The following is a 20,781-nucleotide window of genomic DNA, read 5'->3' as shown; positions in this document are numbered from 1 at the left end:
GAACCGAGCGGCCGGATCGCGAACGAACTGCGCATTTTACGTCCGTCGAACCCGATGACGGAAACGACGACACCCTCAATGAGTTCGAGACAGACGTTCGGCACGGTCAAGCGACTCGGCGCGATCCTGATTGCGGTCGTAATCGTCGCCGCTGCCGGTATCGTCGTCGGCCAGGCGCCGGAAATCTTCGGCGTCGAGGAGGAACCGGAGGCCTCGATCACGTTCGAAGACCAGCAGGGCAACGGCTCTTCCGTCACGATTCGGGAGGTCTCCCTCTCTGACGGTGGCTACGTGGTCGTCACCGACGGCGGCGACGAACCCCTGGCCGTCTCCGAGCGTCTCGAGGCGGGAACCCACGAAAACGTCACTATCGATCGAGTGGACGACGTGTCGCGCGAGCTGATCGGTCAGTTGACGGCGACGGTCCACCAGGATACGTCCGACGGCGAGGACTACGCCTACGAGTCGAGCGACGGTGAGGAAGACCAGCCGTATCTCGACGACGGGTTCCCGGTCAGCGACACCGCGACGGTGACGACGTCCGGCGAGACCGCGCTCGGCAACTCGTTCCTCGTCGAATCGATCGACGCACCCGCGGCGGCGACGACCAACGAGACGATCGAGGTGAACGCACGGATCCGGAACCCGACCGAGTTCCAGACGCAGCAACCGGTCGAAGTCCGCATCGACGGTGCCGTCATCGAGCGACAGGTGCTGGAACTCGACGGCGGCGAGGCGCGCAACGTGACCTTCCAGACGGATACGAACGGCGCGCCACCGGGCAACCGGACGATCGGTGTCTACACCGAAAACGACGGCGCAGTCGCGTGGATCGACCTCGAGTTCCACACCGATCCGAGCGTCGCGATCACCGACGCGAGCAACGAGAGCGTGACCGTGTCGGCTGCGATTCCGGAACGCGGGTTCGTCGCGCTCGAGCGAAACGGGACCGTCCTCGCCACGAGCGACGAACTCGATCCCGGCGAGCACGAAAACGTCACCGTCGACGTGCCGGCGGACGCCTCGGTCGCGGAGACCGACGAGTTGACGGCGACGCTCTACGCGGGGTCACCCGGGGCCGTCGACGCGGCCTCGCCGATCGTGTTCGGCGGCGAGCCCGTGCGAACGACGTTTACGATCGCCGAGGCGTCCGGCGACGAATCCGGAGACGGTGGCTCCGGATCGGGGAACGGTTCGAACGGCGGGTAGTCGGCGGACGGTCGGCCGGTCGGCGACTGCTCGAGCGTGGCCCGCCCGGCGAGTAACCGACCGATACTTACCCGTCCTTCCCCTAGCTCACGGCGATGGACGCGCCGCTGTGGACCGAAACCCACGCGCCCGAACTGGCCGAGTTGCCACAGGACGACGCTCGCGAGTACCTACAGCGAGCGGTCGAGGAGCCGATCAATCTCCTCTTACAGGGTCCACCCGGGAGCGGAAAGACGGCGGCGGCGCGCGCGTTGGCCCGGGCCGCTCACGACGACCCGGACAACGATTACGTCGAGATCAACGTCGCCGACTTCTTCGGGCGGACCAAGACCGAGATCACGAACGACCCCCGCTTCGAACACTTTCTCACGGGTCGCTCCTCGATGTCGAAACGGGACATGATCAACCACGTCCTCAAGGAATCCGCGAGCTACGCGCCCGTTTCAGGGGGATACACCACGATCTTACTGGACAACGCCGAGGACGTCCGGGAGGACTTCCAGCAGGCTCTGCGGCGAATCATGGAGCAACACCACCGAACGACGCAGTTCATCGTCGCCACGCGCCAGCCGACCAAGCTCATCCCGCCGATTCGCTCGCGGTGTTTCCCCGTCTCGTTTCGCGCGCCGACCAGCGAAGAGACCGTGGCCGTCCTCGAGCGAATCGTCGAGAAAGAAGCCGTCGATTACGACGCGGACGGCCTCGAGTTCGTGGCGGGCTACGCCGACGGCAACCTCAGGCAGGCGATCCTCGCGGCGCAAACGACGGTCGAGGACGCGGGTGAACTGACGATGAGCGCGGCCTACGAAACGATCGGCGAGGTCGGCCTGGACGACGAGATCGAGTCGATGCTAGACGACGCCGAGGCCGGCGCGTTCACCGACGCTCGCAAGACGCTTGACGATCTGCTCGTCGACGAGGGGTTGGACGGTGAGGAGATCCTCGATGCGATCTTGCGCATCGGGCGCAAGCGCTACCAGGGTCGGCGCCTCGCACGGATCCACCGGTTGGCCGCGGACGTCGAATTCGAGATGACCGAAGGGACGAGCGACCGGATTCACGTCTCGCACTTGCTGGCGGAACTCGGCCGCGAGGCCTGAGTCACTCACCGCCGAATCGCACGGTCTGAGCGTCCATTTTCGTCCGTCCGGTTGATTCGGCCCGAAGTCGAGACCCTCGAGAACTCACCGAACCCGGAGCGGTAGCTGGCCGAAGACGACGAGCGAATCGCTGCTCGTCAGCGCCGGCACGAACTCCGTTGCGACGTACGGATGATCGGGACGATCGTCGACGAGTCGGATCGAGAGCGCGTTCAGGTCCGGTCGAATCCGTTTCGATCCCATTTCACCGCCCTCCAAAAGTCGCGTCTCCCGCGTCGCGGAACGCTTCTCCTCCCTATTCCGACCCGCTCGTGAGCGCGTCTCGTCGGTCGGGTCCGAGACGATCGGATCCTCCCGCTCGCCGCTCGAGCACCATCACGTACCGCGTCAGCGATCGATGCACGCGGCGCTCGAACGCCGACTCGAGTTGCCAGCCGGCCGCTCGCGCTTCCTCGCGCCACGACCGATCCGCGATCACGACCGCCCGCGGCGCGATCCGGTGGGCCTCGGCGAGGGCACCGGCGACGAGGTCCTCGAGTCGGTGGGTGTCGATTTTCGACTGTCGGCCGTAGGGCGCGTCGAAGACGACGCCGTCGACGGCGTCGTCCACCAGCGCCAGCCGCGTCGCGTCGCCGCGACCGACGTGCCACGAGCCCCGCGAGACGCCGGTCGGCGACGGGTCGTCGGTCCCGAGGAAATGCGCCAGATTCTCGCGTGCGCCGGCGGCCATCTTCGCCTGCGCGTCGGTGCCGATCACGTCAGCGCCGACGAGGCCGGCCTCGACGAGCACGCCGCCGGTTCCACACATCGGGTCCAGAATCGTCGCCCCCGGCCGAGCACCGGCGACGTTCGCGACGGCCCGCGCGAGCAGTGGGTCCATACTCCCGGGCTGGAAGAACGGTTTGTCCGTCGGCGCTCGAGTCCCGAAATCGCGGACGCTCTCGGCTGCGAGCCAGCCGAGAGCGCAGACGGAGGCGTGCTCACCCGCGGCCGTCTCATTCTCGACTCGCTCGAGCGCGTCGGACCCCGTACTTCGCTCCTCGTCTCCGACCGTGCCCTCCGAGAAGACGACCCGCAGGAGGTGATCCGGTTCCTCGAGGTCGACGGCGAAGCCGCGATCGACCAGAAGCTGGCCCAGTTCGCGTTCCGCACGCTCGGTGCGTACGTCACTCGAGCCGTGGACGTCGGTCGCGCGCACCGCGACCGATCCGGTTCGGTCGATCGCAGCGGCTTCGAGGACGGCGCGGGCGCTCGCGAGATCGGCGTCGCCCCGTCCGAGGAGTTCGCTCGCGCGGTGCGTGTAGGCGAGGCCGCGGACGCGCTCCGGATCGATTCCGCGCGCGACGGCGAGGCCGGGTGCGATTCGATCGACGCCGGTCGCCGCGCTTCGGGCTTCCCGGGCCGCGAACGCGTCGTCCTCGCCGCCCAACTCGAGCAGATACACGGTGAAGTGTCGCCGCTGCTCGAGTATGAGACTGGCGTTTCTTCGGGTCGGCCGGTGACCGCGTTCGCGGTTTGTGTCGTGAGGGCCCGTCAAACGGCGACACTGCTGGTCGGATACCCACGCAGATGACGGTCCGAAACTGATGCAGGTCGTATATACCGGATATATCAGGTGGCGGCACCAACCTTTATAAACCTTAAATACGTCTTTTTAAGCGACTAATGACGGATCCGAAGGACACCATCAACATCGAAAACGTGGTGGCGTCGACCGGCATCGGGCAGGAACTCGACCTCCAGAGCGTTGCGATGGACCTCGAGGGGGCCGATTACGACCCCGAACAGTTCCCCGGTCTCGTTTACCGCACCCAGAATCCAAAGTCCGCCGCCCTGATCTTCCGGTCCGGGAAGATCGTCTGTACCGGCGCGAAAAGCACCGACGACGTCCACGAAAGTCTTCGCATCGTCTTCGATAAACTCCGCGAACTCCAGATTCAGGTCAACGAAGATCCGGAAATCGTCGTCCAGAACATCGTCACCTCGGCCGACCTCGGTCGAAATCTCAACCTGAACGCGATCGCGATCGGATTGGGACTGGAGAACATCGAGTACGAACCCGAACAGTTCCCCGGACTCGTGTACCGGCTCGACGAACCGGAGGTCGTCGCGCTCCTCTTTGGCTCCGGCAAACTCGTCATCACTGGCGGCAAGAAACCCGAGGACGCCGAACACGCCGTCGACAAGATCGTCTCCCGACTCGAGGACCTGGGACTGCTCGAATAAGACCGTCGACGTTTTCGCCGGTCGTTCGACCGTCCGTTGACTCCCCGACTCGTTCCGGCGGGCGCTCTCGTCGCTCGTTTCGGTCGTCGTGCATCTTCGGCCGTCGTGTCTCAGATCGCACCCGCTTTCGAACGACGGGCTCCGATTCCGACCGCTCTTGAACGACTTCTGAAAGTGATGGAAATAGCCAACCGCTATCTCCGATGGACTATCGTTCGTTCCGATACTTCGCGTCGGTTGGGTCGGATTGTCGATCGTTCAATCACGGCCTTCCGGGCCCGAGTCGAGTGAATTGGGGGTGAGTCGCCGAAACGACCGGCTGCGTTTATTCCCCGATACATCGCCGAGTCTCACGCGCCCATGACGATCCACTCAGACCGAACGACGACCGTTTCGGATCGGTATCCGTCCGCGAGCGGCGGCGTGGTCGGTCGTCGGTCGCTCCCGCGCGAGACGATCAACCGCGTCTTGGACAGCGACCGCCGGAGCGAGGTGCTTCGCTGTGTCCTCGCTGCGGACGGGCCGGTCGAGGTCCGGACGCTCGTCGGTCGCATCGCCGACGCCGAGGACGATGCGACCCTCGAGACGACGATTCACCAACTTCGCCAGCGGATCCACGTTTCCCTGTGTCGGACCCACCTCCCGTTGCTCGAGGACCACGATATCGTAACGTACGACCGGATTCGAAGCCTCGTCGGGCCGGGCCCGAGCCTCGATGCGTTCGAATCCGAACTCGAGTACCAATCGCTCGAGCGGCCGATCGCCGGCCGGCTGGGGTAACGGTTCCCCGACTCGGCCGCGACTATTCGACGAGACGCTCGATCTCGGTCACTAAAATATCGCTCGCGCCGGCGTTTTTGACGTCGGTGATCGTCTCGAAGACGTCCTGTTCGTCGACGACGGCGTGGACCGCGACTTTTCCGTCACCGGTGTCGGTATCTGCGTCGGCCGATCCCCGCTCGTCGGCGATATCCATGACCGTCGGTCCGCCCAGGCCCGGAATGACCGCTCGAACGTCCGCGAGTCGTTCCCGGGGAACGTTCATCATCAGATACCGCTTCCCCTCGGCGTGTTTCACCGAGGAGAGGGCGGTCCTGACTTCCTCGACCTTCGGGTCGTCGACGACGTCTTCGCGGCCGAACAACCGAACCGAACTCGAGAGGACCTCGTCGACGACGGCCAGGCGATTCATTTTGAGCGTGGTTCCGGTGCTCGTGATGTCGACGATGGCGTCGGCCATCTCGACGTGCGGTGTGAGTTCCGTCGCGCCCGTGACCTCCACGATGTCGGGTTCGACCCCGGTCTCCGCGAAGAAATCGGCGGTGATGTTCGGAAACTCCGTCGCGACGATCTTGCCGGCCAGGTCGTCGACGGACTCGATGTTCCCGTCTTCGGGTGCCGCCAGCACGAGCCGACAGCGTCCGAACTCGAGATCGAGCAACTCGTCGACGGTGTCGACGCGGGCCTCCTGGACCTGATCGAAGCCGGTGATCCCGAGGTCGGCCGCGCCGTCGGCGACGTACTCCGGGATGTCGGCCGCGCGGGCGAACAGCACGGTGACGTCGGGATCGACGGTATCGGCGTAGAGTTTCCGATCGGCCCCGTTCTCGAGGTGGAGCCCCGCCCGCTCCAGGAGGTCGATCGTCGGCTCGTGCAGGCGGCCCTTGTTGGGAACGGCGATTCGCATGTGGCCAGTGTTGGGCGTCAGCGGGGAATTGTCTTTTCATCCGCGCGAGCGGCCGGCTCGGGTCGAATCCCCGCTCGTGTGAGCCGGATCGTGACTCCGCGAACTGATATTGCCACCCGCAGTTCCTTGTTTCGTGGCCGCGTACTCCCGAGCGAGAGCCGACCCATGGACGACTCCGACCGCCGACCACGGCGACGGGATGCACGCCGGTCACGAAACCATATGTTTCGGCGACGCTTTTTCGTCTCGACGCTGCTCTCGATTCCCGTCCTCCTGTACAGCGAAACGCTTCAGGAGTGGCTCGGCTTCTCGGTGCCCGCGTTTCCCGGCAGCGAGTGGATCAACCCGGTCTTCGCGGTGATCGTCTTCGCGTACGGCGGGGTTCCGTTCCTCCGGATGGCCGTCCCGGAACTACGAGATCGCGCGCCGGGAATGATGACGCTCATCTCGATGGCGATCAGCGTCGCGTTCGTCTACAGCCTCGCGAGCGTCGTCGTCCCGCGTCGTCGTCCCGACCGAGTCGGCGTTCTTCTGGGAACTCGTCACGCTCATCGACGTCATGCTGCTCGGCCACTGGATCGAGATGCGAAGCGTCCGGCGGGCCTCGAGCGCGCTGGACGAACTGGCGAAACTCATGCCCGATACGGCCGAGCGGATCGTCGAGGACGGCGAGCGCGCGGACGATCGAGAGCAGCCCGGTGAGATCGAGGAGGTTCCCGCGACCGAACTCGAGGAGGGGGATCTCGTGCTCGTCCGGCCCGGCGCGAGCGTTCCCGCCGACGGCGTCGTCGAGGCGGGTGACTCGAACGTCAACGAGTCGATGATCACCGGCGAGTCGACGCCGGTCTCGAAGGACCCCGGCGACGAGGTGATCGGCGGGAGCGTAAACGGCGACGGGAGCCTCCGCGTCCGGATCAGCGCGACGGGCGAGGAGACGACGCTGGCCGGTATCATGCGACTCGTCGAGGAGGCCCAGGAGAGCGAATCCCGAACGCAGGCGCTCGCGAATCGCGCGGCGGGCTGGCTGTTCTACGTCGCCCTCGGCGCGGCCGTCGTCACGGCCGTGGCGTGGACGATCGCGGAGGGATTCGATTCGGCGGTGATCGAACGCGTCGTCACCGTCCTCGTCATCGCCTGTCGCCACGCGCTCGGGCTGGCGATTCCGCTGGTCATCGCGATCAACACCTCCCTCGCCGCCCGGAACGGAATGCTCGTCAGGGACCGCATCGCCATGGAACAGGCCCGCAACCTCGATACCGTCGTCTTCGACAAGACGGGGACGCTCACCGAGGGCGAACAGGGCGTCGTCGATATCGAGACCGTCGACGGCGCTCGAGCTCGCAGCCGCCGTCGAAGCCGACTCCGAACACATGATCGCACGGGCGATCCGCGAGGCGGCCGACGACCGCGGCGTCTCGAGGCGGCGCGCGTCGAACTTCGAGGCGCTAAAAGGGCGCGGCGTTCGCGCGACCGTCGACGGGGCGGCGCTCCGCGCCGCCGGACTGTCTCGCGACTCATCGTCGCAAGATGGCGAGCGGATCTACGTCGGCGGCCCGAACCTCATCTCGGAACTCGAGGGGGACGTCCCGGTAAAACTCGAGCGGTTCGCCGATCGGGCGGGTGACGAGGCGCAGACGGTCGTCTATTTACTCAGGGGGGACGACCCGATCGCCGCGTTCGCGCTCGCGGATCACGTCCGCGAGGAGAGCTACCGGGTCGTCGACGCGCTCCACGAACTCGGACTCGAGGTGGCGATGTTGACCGGCGATTCCGAAGACGTGGCTCGGGCGGTCGCGGACGATCTCGGTATCGATACGGTCTTCGCAGAGGTGTTACCCGAGGATAAGGACGCGAAGGTGACGGAACTCCGAGAGCGCGGTGATATGGTCGCGATGGTCGGCGACGGCGTCAACGACGCGCCGGCGCTCACTCGCGCGGACATCGGCATCGCGATCGGGAGCGGGACGGACGTCGCCGTCCAGTCGGCGGACATCATCCTCGTCCAGAACAATCCGATGGACGTCGTCAGACTCGTGACGCTCAGCCGCGCGAGCTACCGGAAGATGCAACAGAATCTCGTCTGGGCCGCGGGGTACAACGTGTTCGCGCTCCCGCTGGCGGCCGGCATCCTCGCGCCGATCGGTATCTTGCTCTCGCCGGCCGTCGGTGCGTTGCTCATGTCCCTCAGCACGGTGACCGTCGCGATCAACGCACAGTTCCTCCGCCGCATCGACCTGTCCGTGCCGAATTTGCCGGGCGTCTCCGCGTCGCGGGAACCGCAGCCAGCCGATTGAACGACGGTTCGATCGTGACCGGCGGGTCAGCCGGTGGCGTGGTCGTCGGCGCCCGCCCGGAAGCGACGGGCCGCCGCGTACAGCGCCGGAACGCCGAGCGGGAACGCGAGCACCCCGAACGCGGCGAGAAGGGACGGCGCTAGTCGCGTTCGAGACCGGTGGTGGGCAAGCATCGTGGCACAGACACCCAGCAGCGCGACTGCGTACGCGGCATTGCTCCAGAACGTCTCGTACGAGGAACAGTATAGCCAACAGACGGCCGTGTAGGAGGGCGCGTTCCACGTCGGCGGCTCTAACTTCGGCCAGAGGAATCGGCAGTACGTCGTCCAGCCGAGCATCGCGAGCGTCGGGAGGCCGGCGAGCCACAGTTCGGAACCGAACCGGAGTCGCGAGCGGTACCGTTTGAACCCGGCCAGAAACAGCGCCGGAAAACAGGCGATCCACAACCAGATGCCGATGGTGTACGTGACCGGCCAGTGTTCGATTCGCGGCTGACTGATCGGTAGCCGCAGCGACGGCGGAAGGGTCATCCAGGGGAAAGAGGGGTCAGGAACCGGGTTCGTCAGGAGAGCAGCCAGACAAAGCCCGGTTCCGACGACGAGTCCGTAGCGTCCGGCCGTCGTATACCGCTCGAGCCAGGTCGGCATCGCGACTCGATTCGAACCGACTGCTGTCGTGATCTCACTCGACATAGTGTGCCGTCTCGCGTGGGCTCGCTTTCCGGCGTTCGTCCTCTCAATCCCGCTCGAGTGCGTTTCGTCGTTGCTCGTACTCCTCGTCGCTCAGGTCGCCGCGAGCGTACGCGAGGCGAAGTTCCTCGAGCGCACGATCGGTGTCGTCACCGCCCGCGAGCGCCCGATAGAGGGCGTATCCGGCCCCGACGATGACGGCGACGAACAGGAGTTGCATCAGGACGGCGACGAGCGCCATCCAACCGGGTGCCGTCCCGCCACCCCACATGCCGTGACCCCACGTTCCGCCCATCATGGGTCCGAACCCCATCATCCCGAACCCCATGAACAGGACGGGGAGAACCACGAGGATGCCGAGAGTAACGAGGACGATCGTGACGAGTTTGGTGTCAGTTGTTTCAGTTGCCATGATATTCCTCCGACGACGGACGTTCCGTCTTCAGGCAAAGATATGCGTCCCGTACTCAATGCAGTTCTCCTTTCGAATCTAATCTCCGAGACGGGAGGCCATCGCGATCCGACGTCGGGCATTCTTGGACAGACCTGTTCGATCCGAAATGAGTCGGAACCGGGCGATCGAGAGTATCGACGTGAATGTCAACGGCCCTGACCGTTTCAACATAATTCAATTGAAGAATCCGGGCGAACGGTCGATGCTGCAATCGGGACCGACGCTGTGCCACGAGCGCGCGATGTGACCGCTCGACGCTCGAAACCGTAACCGAATACCGTCGATCACTTTCGGATCCGTATTCTTCGACGGTGGAGAACCCGTTTTCCGAAGGGCAACCGCAATAGCCGAATACACCGATGGACTACGCATGGAACCGCCCCTTCTCGAGGGGGTTCTCGAGTCGCTCCGGATTGGTCTCGGGTTCCTCTGGACGGCGGCGTGGGCGATCATCATGGGGCTCACGATCACGAGTCTCGTACAGGTGTACGTGTCGAAGGAGCGAATGGCGCGGGTACTCGGGGAGAGCGACCTCGCGAGCCTCACGAAGGCGACGGCGTTCGGCGCCGCGAGCAGCGGTTGCAGCTTCGGTGCAGTCGCCATCGCGAAGGGGCTCTTCACCAAGGGGGCTCACGTGGTGAACGTTCTCGCGTTCATGTTCGCCTCGACGAACCTGATCGTCGAACTCGGATTGATGATCCTGCTCCTCCTGGGGTGGGAGTTTCTCGTCGCGGAACTCCTCGGCGGGGTCGTTCTCATCGCCGTCATGGCCCTCATCGTCCGGGTGACGCTCCCGAAGGCGCTATTCGACGAGGTCCGGGCGGAACTCGATCGGCGAGACCACGAGCGCGGCGTTACGACGGACCCGACGTGTGGTATGGAGGGAACGGACGAACACGCCATCGTGACCGACGGCGGCGAGCGGCTGAAATTCTGTTCGGAGGGGTGTCTCGAGACCTATCGCCAGCAGACGGCGGGCGGCGGTGGGTGGCGCGAGGAACTCCGTTCCTGGGGCGGGTGGTACAAACTCGGCAACCAGTACCGGAAAGAGTGGTCGATGATCTGGACGGACGTCGTCGCGGGGTTTCTCGTCTCGGGGTTCGTCATCGTGTTCGTCCCGCAGCGGGTCTGGAACGCGCTGTTCGTCCAGGGCGATGGGCTGTTAGTGATCGCCGAGAACGCGATCGTGGGCGTCGCGATCGCCGTTGTCAGCTTCGTCGGAAGCATGGGTAACGTCCCGTTCGCGGTCGCACTCTGGGGCGGTGGGATCAGCTTCGCGGGCGTCATCGCGTTCGTCTACGCCGACCTCATCACCATCCCGGTGTTGAACGTCTACCGGAAGTACTACGGCTGGGCGGTCATGCTGTACATCCTCGGCGTCTTCTTCGTAACGATGGCGTTCACCGGATTTCTCATGGAACTGCTCTTCGACGCGCTCGGAATCGTCCCGGACCTGGCCGGCGGCGAGACGGCCACCGAGGAGACGTACTTCCAGCTCGACTATACCTTCTACCTCAACCTCGTCGCGTTCGCCCTTTCCGTGTTCCTCCTGTACGTCTACCGTCGCGGACTCGGTGCACCCGGCCAGTATCGCGATCCAGTGTGTGGCATGCGAACCGACGATCGCGGTCCGAACGCCGCTCACGGGGGCGAGACGTACTATTTCTGCTCGACCGCCTGCAAGCGGACGTTCGAAGATGCGCCCGCGGAATTCGCGCGGCAGTCTTCGTCCGATTCGGATTCCGAAGCGGCTCACGATCACCACTAAAGCGGCTCTCGACGGCTCCGTCGTTCCAGGTCACGAGACGCTCCCGGGCGCTGATGCGCGTAGACGCCACCGAAGCCGGCCGTCACGCGTCAGAACCGAAGCTCCGGAGACGACTCGTCGCGCTTCTCCGTGCGGGCGAGGGGGAGTTCACTCCGCTGCCGCGTCGTACCCCGCCTCGTCGACCGCCCCGACCAGCGCCTGTGGATCCGCATCCCCGTCGACGACCGCGCGTTCTGTCTCCCGATCGGCCTCCGCCGACGTCACGCCGTCGACGTCCTCGAGCGCGTCTTCGACGGCTTGCTCGCAGTGTTCACAGGACATGCCTTCGACGGTGATGGTCTGATTCATGTGCCGATGTACGAGGTGGCGTTCTTTGTGCATTACTGTTCCGGCTGATAAGGATCGGTCGATTCTGGCTTAAGAATCGAAAGCGATAGTCGTCAGTTTCTTTCCTTTCGGGCCCGAACGGACACGGCATGCGCGACCTCGACGAGACCGACATGGAAATCTTGCAGCTCCTGGGCGACGACGCTCGCCGGCCGTACAGCGACATCGCCGAGGAGGTCGGCCTCTCCGGACCGGCCGTCTCGGACCGCGTCAAACGTCTGGAGGAAGCGGGAGTCATCGACGGCTTCACCGTCGACGTCAACCAGTCGCAGCTCCGAGCGGGGGTCCCGGTGTTCGTTCGGGCGACCGTCCCCGCGAGCGAGGTCGACGACGCCAGAGCGGCTATCGCGGCCGCCGATGCGGTCGAACACGTGTTCCTGACCGCGGACGGCGAAATCCTGTTCTATGCCCGCGCACAGGTTCAGCAGGTCCGCGAGTGGCTCGAGGGACTCCTCCCCGTCGACGACGGCGTCGAGTACGAGGTGACGTTGATCGACGAGGCCGAGTGGACGCCGTCGCTCGCCGGAACGTCGTTCGCGTTGACCTGCGCGGAGTGTGGCAACACCGTCGACAGCGAGGGAGAGTCGACCCGCATCGACGGCGAGGTGTACCACTTCTGCTGTCCCTCCTGTTCGAGCCGGTTCGAAGGGCGATACGAGCGACTCGAGGAGGGAGTTTGACTTTCGGCTCCGAAGTTCCCGGCCCGATTTGCTTTGGATTTCGTTCAGCAAAGTGGGTAAGGCAGGATCTCCTATCAATTTTCGATGAGCACCCGGACCGCGCACCTGGACATCCACGGGATGAGCTGTGCGAACTGTTCGCAAACGATCGACGAGTCCCTGGAATCGCTCGACGGCGTCGTCGAGGCGAACGCCAACTTCGCCACGGACGAGGGGACCGTCGAGTACGATCCCGAGACGGTGTCACTCGCCGAGATTTACGACACGATCGAGGACGCCGGCTACGGAGCCGAGCGGGCGCGTCGGTCGATCGGCATCACCGACATGAGCTGTGCCAACTGCGCCGAGGCCAACGAATCGGCGCTCGAGTCCGTCCCCGGCGTCGTCGACGTCGAGGTCAACTACGCGACCGACGAGGCGTCCGTCGAGTACAACCCGGCCGACGCTTCGCTCGCGGACCTCTACGACGCGATCGAGAACGCCGGCTACACGCCCGTGCGCGACGAGGGCGGTGACGGCGAGGCGTCGGACCGGGAACGTCGCGACGCGGCCCGGACGGCCGAGATCCGCAGACAGCGTCGGCTGACGATCTTCGGCGCGGTCCTGTCGGCTCCCTTCCTGTTGTTCCTCGCGGACAAATTCCTGCTCGGCGGGGCGTTCGTGCCGGAGACCGTCTTTGGCGTCGAGTTCGGCTGGGTCGAGTTCCTGCTCGCGACGCCGGTTTACGTCGTCCTCGGCCGCGAGTTCTTCGTGAACTCGTACACGGCGCTCGTCAGGAACCGGACCGCCAACATGGACGTGCTGATCGCGCTCGGTTCCTCGACGGCCTACGTGTACAGCCTCGTCGTCCTGTTGGACCTGCTCGCGGGGAGTCTCTACTTCGACACCGCGGCGCTGATCCTCGTGTTCATCACGCTGGGTAACTACCTCGAGGCCCGCTCGAAGGGCCAGGCCAGCGACGCGCTGCGGAAACTCCTCGAGATGGAAGCCGAGACCGCCACGCTGATCGACGACGACGGGAGCGAACGCGAGGTCCCCCTAGAGAACGTCACCGTCGGCGACCGGATGAAGGTCCGACCGGGCGAGAAGGTGCCGACCGACGGCGTCGTCGTCGACGGTCAGTCCGCGGTCGACGAGTCGATGGTGACCGGCGAATCGGTTCCCGTCGAGAAGGAGATGGGCGACGAGGTGGTCGGTTCGACGGTCAACGAGAACGGCGTGCTGGTCGTCGAGGCGACGAAGGTCGGTTCGGACACGGCGCTCCAGCAGATCGTACAGACCGTCAAGGAGGCCCAGGCGCGCCAGCCGGAGATCCAGAACCTCGCGGACCGAATCTCGGCGTACTTCGTCCCGGCGGTCATCCTGAACGCGACGGTCTGGGGACTCGTCTGGTTCTTCTTCCCCGAGGCGTTGGCCGGCTTCGTCCGCGCGCTTCCGCTATGGGGGCTGGTCGGCGGGGGTCCGGCCGCGCTCTCGACGTTCGAGTTCGCCGTCGTCGTCTTCGCCTCCGCGGTGCTGATCGCCTGTCCCTGCGCGCTGGGCCTCGCGACACCCGCCGCGACGATGGTCGGGAGCACGCTGGGTGCGAAAAACGGCGTCCTGTTCAAAGGCGGCGACATCCTCGAGCGAGCGAAGGACGTCGACACCGTCGTCTTCGACAAGACCGGCACGTTGACGACCGGCGAGATGACGCTGACCGACGTGGTCGCACTCGAGGTCGACGGTGAAATGGCCGCTGACGGTGGCGACGGGACCGCTGCTGACGGTGGCGACGCCGCTGTCGACGGCGGGACGCTGGCTTCACGTCCGGCCCCCGATCAGGACGCGGTCCTTCGTCTCGCGGCAAGCGCGGAACGCAACAGCGAACACCCACTCGCGCAGGCTATCGTCGATGGTGCAGCGGAGCGCGACCTCGAGCTACTCGAGGCCGGTTCGTTCGAGAACGTCCCCGGACAGGGCGTCCGGGCGACCGTCGACGACCGCGAGGTACTGGTCGGCAACCGGCGGCTGCTCGAGGCCGCGGGCGTCGACCCGTCGCCCGCCGAAGCGGCGATGGAACGGCTCGAGCACGAGGGCAAGACGGCGATGCTGGTCGCGGTCGACGGGGCGGTCGCGGGCGTGGTCGCTGACGCCGACACGGTAAAGGAACGGTCTGCCGAAGCGGTCGCCGCCCTGCGAGACCGCGGCGTCGACGTGATGATGATCACCGGCGACAACGAGCGGACGGCTCGCGCCGTCGCCGAGCGGGTCGGGATCGACCCGGACGACGTCCGTGCCGGCGTTCTGCCGGAGGACAAAGCCGACGCCGTCGAGGACATTCAGTCGTCGGGCCGCCGGGCGATGATGGTCGGTGACGGCGTCAACGACGCGCCCGCGCTCGCGATCGCGTACGTCGGCACGGCGATCGGCTCCGGGACGGACGTGGCCATCGAGGCGGCGGACGTGACGCTGATGCGCGACGATCCGCTCGACGTGGTGAAAGCGATCCGCATCTCCGATGCGACGCTGCAGAAGATCAAGCAGAACCTGGTCTGGGCGCTGGGATACAACACCGCGATGATTCCGCTCGCCTCGCTCGGCCTGCTCCAGCCCGTCCTCGCGGCCGGCGCGATGGCGCTGTCGTCGGTGTCGGTCCTCTCGAACAGCCTGATCTTCCGGCGCTACTCGCCGGACCGGGAGTACCGGCTGCTCGGTCGTCTCCGGCCGTAATCACGACGGCGCAGGGCCACACTCGCCGAACTGCACTCGAAAAAACGAGCACCCGACTCGAGGCTGGACGCACTCGAGTCCGGCCGCCCGACGGATGCGCACGCCAAAAAACAGTCAGCGTCAGTTCTGCGTCGGCTTTTCTTCGGGTTTCGCGTCTCCGTTACCGTCGGCGTCGTCGGTCTCGCCGTCTTCCGTCTCTTCGTCGGTTCGTTTCTCGCCCGTTTTCGCTCCTTTCTCGCCGGCTTCGTTCTCTTCGTCGATGTCGCGGATCTCGACGTCGTCGCCCGTGCCGCTCTGACTGATCACCGGCTTGAGGATGTACTGTCCACTCCTCCCGGCTTTGTGGGGGGCGATGTCGTAGACGAAGTCGACCGACTCGTCGTCCCCGATGGTGAACGTCGTCTGCAGTTGCAGTTTGTTGCTCGGGAGCTTCACGTTCGTCTCGCTCCCGTCGGTCAGAACGCCGTTCGTGTCGTCGACGTAGATGAAGACCGTCTCGTATTCGCCGGCCGGCAGGTCGAACTCGTCGATCATGGACGCGTTCGCGCCTTTCAGTTCGGTGAGGTCGACCGTCCGTTCGTCGACGTCGTATTCGACCCAGCGCTCCTCGGACGCGCCGCCGTCACCGTCGGCGTCCGTTTCGCCCTCCTTTTCTTCCTCGTCGGTCCGTTCTCCGTCCGAGTCGGTTTCCTCACCCGCCTCGGACTCGGTTTCGGTACCCGTCCCGTCGTCGGTCTCCGTCTCGTCGGCGGACGTTTCGTTCGCCGATTCGGCACCGTCGGCCGATTCGTCCTCGTCTTCCGTCCCATCGTCCGACTCGTTCTCGCCGGATTCACCGCTCACGTCGGCGCTCCCGGTCTTCTTGAAGCCGACCTTCGTGATCGTCACGTTGAGGTGTCTGAAGTTGTCGATCTGGCTCGGTTCGTCACTGACGTAGAACGCGGCCGTTCCCGTTGCGCCACTCGAGTCGATCGTCTCCGGTGCGTCGTCAGTCGTCGGATCATCCGCTGGTTTCCCGCCCATTCCGCCGGCGCAGCCGGCGATCGCGACGAGCGCCGCGACGAGTATCAGTTGAATCGCACGTCTGTTCATACCCGATGACAGTCAGTCGATCGATCAAAAAGGGTGCGACTATCCACGCCGTTTCAAACCGTTCAGGAACGTGAACTGTTCGAAACTGTCTCTCGACCGTTCTCGGATCAGGAGGCCGCCTGCACCTGCTCGGCGAACAGGGTCTCGAGCAAGACGGGCGTGACGAACGCCTCGACGAAGGCGGCGACGACGAGCAACAGCCAGCCGGCGACGAGGAGGATGCCGGTCCGGTAGAGGTAGGATTTCGAGAAGACGGCGTCGCGGCTGCCACGAACTCGCTGCCCGACGCGGTAGAGAAGCCGGAATCCGACGCCGGCGGCGACGAAGAGCGCGGGGAGTTCGAAGATTCCGTGCGGGAGCAAGCCGACGAGGATGTAGCCGATCCCCGCGTCCGTGGCGACGAACGCGCCGATATTGCCGACGATAACCCCGTTGAAGAGCATCGCCCAGGCCGTGAGCAGCCCGAGGGTGAGGACGCCGAGTATCGAGAGGACGAACGCCCGCGAGTTGTTCACGAGCAGAAAGCGCGCGAGTTCGAGTTTGCTCTGCCCGCTGATATCCGGGAACAGCGGCTCTCCGACCGCCTCTTCGATGATCTCGAGCAAGTTGTACCCGGCGGCCATGAGGGCGATTCCGACGACGATCCCGACCGCGAACAGGCCCGCGGCGAATCCGACGTAGCGGCTGTGTTCGGTCCACGCGTCCTCGAGCGCCTCTCGCGGGGGATATCCGCCCCCGTCGCCGGTCAGCGCTCCCTCGCCCTCGGTCCGATTGTCCATGTGCTCATGTTGGCGAAACAACCCTTAAACCCCGTGGCTCGTCCCCCACAGGGTATCGACAGGCTAAGGCCGCCGGAGAAGAACCCTGCGTTCATGACGACGCTTGCGATCACCGGGGGGCGGATCCTCGGACCCGATCTGACGGTGACGACTGCTGACGTGCTGGTCGACCGGACCCGCGGCGAGATCGTCGATATCGGCCCCGAACTCGCGGCCGACGCCGACGAGACGCTCGAGGCCGCGAACGCGCTGGTCACGCCCGGATTCGTCAACGGTCACTGTCACGTCGCGATGACGCTCCTGCGGGGGTACGCCGACGACAAGCCGCTCGACGCGTGGCTACAGGAGGACATCTGGCCCGCGGAGGGCGAACTCACGCCGGAAGACGCCCGCGCCGGTGCCGAACTGGGGCTGCTCGAGATGATCAAATCCGGGACGACCGCGTTCGCGGACATGTACTTCCACATCCCCGAGATCGTCGCGGCGGTCGAGACGGCCGGCCTCCGCGCCCGCCTGGGTCACGGGATCGTCACCGTCGGGAAGGACGGCGACGCGGCCCGCGAGGACGCCCTGACGAGCCTCGAGATCGCTCGCGAGTACGACGGTGCGGCCGACGGCCGGATTTCGACGGCGTTCATGCCCCACTCGCTGACGACCGTCGGGAGCGACTACCTCCGCGAGTTCGTGCCCGAAGCGCGAGCGGCGGGCCTGCCGGTCCACTACCACGCGAACGAGACCGAAGCCGAGGTCGTGCCGATCGTCGACGAGCACGGGGTTCGGCCGCTCGAGTACGCGGCCGAACTGGGGATGCTCGAACCGGAGGATTTCGTCGCGCACGGGGTCCACTTCGACGACGCCGAAATCGAACTGCTCGCCGAGGCCGGGACCGGCGTGGTTCACTGCCCGGCGTCGAACATGAAACTCGCCAGCGGGATGGCACCCGTCCAACGCATGATCGAGGCCGGCGTCACCGTGGGCCTCGGAACCGACGGCGCGGCGTCGAACAACGACCTCTCGATGCTCGACGAGGCCCGCGACGCGGCCATGCTCGGAAAACTCGCCGCCGACGACGCCAGCGCGGTGCCCGCCGAGGCCGCCGTCGACATGCTGACCGGGGGCAGCGCGGCAGCGATCGGCCTCGAGTCCGGTCGTCTCGAGGTGGGTGCGCCGGCCGATCTCGCGGTGATCGACCTCGAGCGACCCCACCTGACTCCACAGCACGACCTCGTCAGTCACCTCGCGTACGCGGCGGCGGCGGCCGACGTCCGCCACACCGTCTGCGACGGTCGGGTCCTCATGCGAGACCGCGACGTTCTCACGCTCGACGAAACGGCAGTGCGGGAGCGAGCGACCGAGGCGGCCGAGGCGCTTTCCGCTCGCGTCGACGAGTAGACGCGGACTCGGGCCGTCGACGTGTCGACACTCCAAAAACAAAAATAAACGCTCAGAGTCCGCGATAAACTCCCAAAACGAATCTCGATCGGTTTCGTAGCGAGGTGAACGCCGAGAACTGCCGGCCGGATTTACGTAGGAAACCGTGATAGTCACGACTGGATGAGGGATCGACGACTACTCACGATCGCGATGGTCGCTGCAGTCGTCCTGTCCGCGTTCGCGTTGGCCGGCGCGGCATTGGCACAGGATGGGGATGCCGACGGGGAGCTGTCGGTGGACGTCGAGAGTTCCGTCGTCACGGTAACGTCGAACGGCACGGCGGTCGCCGATGCGACGGTCGACGTAACGACGACCGACGACAACGCGACGTATGCGGGTACAGGTACGTACATGACCGACGGGAACGGGACGGTCACTCTCCCCGCACCGGCAAAGCGAGTCACGGTTTCGGCCACCGCGTCGGCCGGAAACGAGACGGCGACGACGACGGCGACGCTGACCGCCGCCGGTGACGAGGTGACGAACGAAACCGAACCCGGGGACGGCCTGATCTTCGGCACGTTCGTCTCCGAGTTCGCCTCGAGCCAGCAGAACGCTACCACCGAGTCGATCAGCCTCTCGATCGCGAATTTCGTTCTCGAGCACAATCCGGGTTCACCGCCGGGACACGCGGGTCCGCCGGACGAGGGCGGCGATCGGCCCGGCGCGGAATCGGGTGGCCCGCCGAATCACGCCGGCGGACCGAGTGACGAAGGCGACGACGGGTCCGGCGGCCCGCCGAGCTACGCCGGCCCGTCGGGCGGAGACGATACTGACGGGACCGACGACGAGACCGACGAGTAACGCGACACGACCGCGTTCGATCAGACACGTAGTTTCCACCCACCACCGTTTTGCCGCCCTGTTTCGTCACCCGTTTTCACCGCTCGAGGCCGCTCTCCGGAACGGTTCGGTAGCGTTTTGGCCTCGGTCCCTCTCAGTCGACCCATGACCGACACCGAGTATCCTCCGATCAGCGAGCAACTGGACGACGTCGCGTCCGCTCGCGAGGAGGGACGCCGGAAGATGGACTGGGCCGCACAGCACATGCCGATCATGGAACACGTACGCGAGGAGTTCGTCGCCGACAAGCCGCTCGCTGGCGAACGAATCGGGATGGCGATGCACGTCGAGGCCAAGACGGCGATACTCGTCGAGGCACTCGCTGAGGGCGGCGCGGAGGTCGCCGTCACCGGCTGTAACCCGCTGTCGACGCACGACGACGTCTCGGCGGCGCTCGACGCACACGAGAACATCACCAGCTACGCCAGACGCGGCGTCGACGACGAGGAGTACTACGACGCCATCGAGACCGTCATCGCCCACGAGCCCACGATCACCGTCGACGACGGGATGGACCTCGTGGCCGCGATCCACGAGGACTATCCCGAGTTGATCGACGGTATCATCGGCGGTGCGGAGGAGACGACTACCGGCGTCCACCGCCTGCGCGCGATGGACGACGACGGCGCGCTCGAGTACCCCGTCTTCGCGGTCAACGACACCCCGATGAAACGCCTGTTCGACAACGTCCACGGCACCGGCGAGTCGTCGCTGGCGTCGATCGCCATGACGACGAATCTGTCGTGGGCCGGGAAGAACGTCGTCGTCGCCGGCTACGGCTACTGCGGGAAAGGCGTCGCGAAGAAGGCGGCGGGCCAGAACGCGAACGTCGTCGTCACCGAAGTCGAGCCCCGTCGCGCGCTCGAGGCACACATGGAGGGCTACGACGTCATGCCGATGGACGAGGCCGCCGAGATCGGCGACGTGTTCCTGACGACGACGGGCAACCGCGACGTCATCGTCGCGGAGCACTTCGAGAAGATGAAAGACGGCGTCCTGCTGGCGAACGCCGGTCACTTCGACATCGAAATCGATCTCGAGGCGCTCGACGACCTCGCCGTGGACCGCTACGAGGCCCGCGAGGGCGTCGAGGCCTACGAACTGGCGGACGGTCGCCGCTTGAACGTCATCGCCGAAGGCAGACTCGTCAATCTGGCCGCCCCCGTCTCGCTCGGTCACCCGGTCGAGGTGATGGACCAGTCCTTCGGCGTCCAGGCCGTCTGCGTCCGTGAACTGCTCGAAAACGGCGACATCTACGAGTCGGGCGTCTACGACGTCCCCGACGAACTCGACAAAGAGATCGCCGAGATCAAACTCGAGGCCGAGGGCGTCGACTTCGATTCGCTGACCGACGCCCAGCGCGACTACATGGGAAGCTGGGACCACGGGACCTAGACCGACGCCGAGGCCACGGGTCCCGAACCCGACGA

Annotated in this window: 18 protein-coding genes and 1 pseudogene; 11 read left to right on the top strand and 8 right to left on the bottom strand. The window is 65.7% G+C overall.

Features of this window, described 5'->3' with window-relative positions; all coding sequences use genetic code 11:
• The first annotated feature begins 78 nt into the window (after window positions 1-78).
• Together NJT13_RS11070 and NJT13_RS11065 are read left to right on the top strand one after the other, a co-directional pair.
• Window positions 79-1,209, top strand: a complete 1,131-nt coding sequence (locus tag NJT13_RS11070; protein ID WP_254521642.1) for a DUF7282 domain-containing protein — start codon at window positions 79-81, stop codon at window positions 1,207-1,209.
• Window positions 1,210-1,304: 95 nt separating this feature from the next.
• Window positions 1,305-2,309: an AAA family ATPase gene (locus NJT13_RS11065; protein ID WP_254521640.1), complete on the top strand. Its 1,005-nt coding sequence runs from the start codon at window positions 1,305-1,307 to the stop codon at window positions 2,307-2,309.
• Window positions 2,310-2,393: 84 nt separating this feature from the next.
• On the opposite strand, the gene NJT13_RS11060 is transcribed toward NJT13_RS11065, so the two are convergent.
• Window positions 2,394-2,552, bottom strand: a complete 159-nt coding sequence (locus tag NJT13_RS11060) for a hypothetical protein (RefSeq protein ID WP_254521638.1) — start codon at window positions 2,550-2,552, stop codon at window positions 2,394-2,396.
• Window positions 2,553-2,604: 52 nt separating this feature from the next.
• Entirely contained in the window at window positions 2,605-3,753 is a 1,149-nt protein-coding gene (locus tag NJT13_RS11055) for a TIGR01177 family methyltransferase (RefSeq protein ID WP_254521635.1), read from the bottom strand.
• A 221-nt stretch (window positions 3,754-3,974) separates the two neighbouring features.
• On the opposite strand from NJT13_RS11055, the gene NJT13_RS11050 reads away from it, so the two are divergent.
• On the top strand, window positions 3,975-4,535 hold the full coding sequence (locus NJT13_RS11050) for a TATA-box-binding protein (protein WP_006671604.1): 561 nt from the start codon (window positions 3,975-3,977) through the stop codon (window positions 4,533-4,535).
• Window positions 4,536-4,895: 360 nt separating this feature from the next.
• Complete coding sequence (locus NJT13_RS11045; RefSeq protein ID WP_254521634.1) at window positions 4,896-5,315, top strand: DUF7344 domain-containing protein; 420 nt, start codon at window positions 4,896-4,898, stop codon at window positions 5,313-5,315.
• 22 nt (window positions 5,316-5,337) lie between these two features.
• Here the strand turns inward: NJT13_RS11045 and hisG are convergent, their stop codons facing one another.
• Window positions 5,338-6,222 (bottom strand): ATP phosphoribosyltransferase, encoded by an 885-nt coding sequence (gene hisG / locus NJT13_RS11040; RefSeq protein WP_254521632.1) that lies wholly within the window; start codon window positions 6,220-6,222, stop codon window positions 5,338-5,340.
• Between the two features lie 199 nt (window positions 6,223-6,421).
• On the opposite strand from hisG, the pseudogene NJT13_RS11035 reads away from it, so the two are divergent.
• Window positions 6,422-8,516 (top strand): annotated as a pseudogene (locus NJT13_RS11035) (heavy metal translocating P-type ATPase).
• A 26-nt stretch (window positions 8,517-8,542) separates the two neighbouring features.
• On the opposite strand, the gene NJT13_RS11030 reads toward NJT13_RS11035, so the two are convergent.
• Window positions 8,543-9,208, bottom strand: a complete 666-nt coding sequence (locus NJT13_RS11030; protein WP_254521630.1) for a hypothetical protein — start codon at window positions 9,206-9,208, stop codon at window positions 8,543-8,545.
• A 43-nt stretch (window positions 9,209-9,251) separates the two neighbouring features.
• Window positions 9,252-9,617 (bottom strand): SHOCT domain-containing protein, encoded by a 366-nt coding sequence (locus NJT13_RS11025; protein WP_254521628.1) that lies wholly within the window; start codon window positions 9,615-9,617, stop codon window positions 9,252-9,254.
• A gap of 412 nt (window positions 9,618-10,029) precedes the next feature.
• Between NJT13_RS11025 and NJT13_RS11020 the strand changes: the two genes are divergently transcribed.
• The gene (locus NJT13_RS11020; protein ID WP_254521626.1) at window positions 10,030-11,427 is read left to right on the top strand and encodes a permease; all 1,398 of its coding nucleotides are present in this window, start codon (window positions 10,030-10,032) and stop codon (window positions 11,425-11,427) included.
• A gap of 147 nt (window positions 11,428-11,574) precedes the next feature.
• On the opposite strand, the gene NJT13_RS11015 is transcribed toward NJT13_RS11020, so the two are convergent.
• Entirely contained in the window at window positions 11,575-11,775 is a 201-nt protein-coding gene (locus NJT13_RS11015; RefSeq protein WP_254521625.1) for a heavy-metal-associated domain-containing protein, read from the bottom strand.
• Between the two features lie 128 nt (window positions 11,776-11,903).
• On the opposite strand from NJT13_RS11015, the gene NJT13_RS11010 reads away from it, so the two are divergent.
• Complete coding sequence (locus NJT13_RS11010; protein ID WP_254521623.1) at window positions 11,904-12,494, top strand: winged helix-turn-helix transcriptional regulator; 591 nt, start codon at window positions 11,904-11,906, stop codon at window positions 12,492-12,494.
• Between the two features lie 84 nt (window positions 12,495-12,578).
• Entirely contained in the window at window positions 12,579-15,203 is a 2,625-nt protein-coding gene (locus tag NJT13_RS11005) for a heavy metal translocating P-type ATPase (RefSeq protein WP_254521622.1), read from the top strand.
• Window positions 15,204-15,323: 120 nt separating this feature from the next.
• Here the strand turns inward: NJT13_RS11005 and NJT13_RS11000 are convergent, their stop codons facing one another.
• On the bottom strand, window positions 15,324-16,295 hold the full coding sequence (locus NJT13_RS11000) for a DUF4382 domain-containing protein (RefSeq protein WP_254521619.1): 972 nt from the start codon (window positions 16,293-16,295) through the stop codon (window positions 15,324-15,326).
• A gap of 107 nt (window positions 16,296-16,402) precedes the next feature.
• The gene (locus tag NJT13_RS10995; RefSeq protein WP_254521617.1) at window positions 16,403-17,074 is read right to left on the bottom strand and encodes a stage II sporulation protein M; all 672 of its coding nucleotides are present in this window, start codon (window positions 17,072-17,074) and stop codon (window positions 16,403-16,405) included.
• Between the two features lie 93 nt (window positions 17,075-17,167).
• Here NJT13_RS10995 and NJT13_RS10990 point away from each other — a divergent pair, with 93 nt between their 5' ends.
• The 3 genes from NJT13_RS10990 (at window position 17,168) to NJT13_RS10980 (ending at window position 20,746) form a co-directional block, all read left to right on the top strand.
• Window positions 17,168-18,466: an amidohydrolase gene (locus tag NJT13_RS10990; protein WP_254521614.1), complete on the top strand. Its 1,299-nt coding sequence runs from the start codon at window positions 17,168-17,170 to the stop codon at window positions 18,464-18,466.
• Between the two features lie 162 nt (window positions 18,467-18,628).
• On the top strand, window positions 18,629-19,312 hold the full coding sequence (locus NJT13_RS10985) for a hypothetical protein (RefSeq protein WP_254521612.1): 684 nt from the start codon (window positions 18,629-18,631) through the stop codon (window positions 19,310-19,312).
• Window positions 19,313-19,456: 144 nt separating this feature from the next.
• Entirely contained in the window at window positions 19,457-20,746 is a 1,290-nt protein-coding gene (locus tag NJT13_RS10980) for an adenosylhomocysteinase (protein ID WP_254521611.1), read from the top strand.
• Window positions 20,747-20,781: the final 35 nt, after the last annotated feature.

The organism is Natrinema caseinilyticum (genome assembly GCF_024227435.1).
GTDB lineage: Archaea > Halobacteriota > Halobacteria > Halobacteriales > Natrialbaceae > Natrinema > Natrinema caseinilyticum.
The sequence above is the reverse complement of the archived record's forward strand: the minus strand, read 5'-3'. Positions and strand labels throughout refer to the sequence as shown.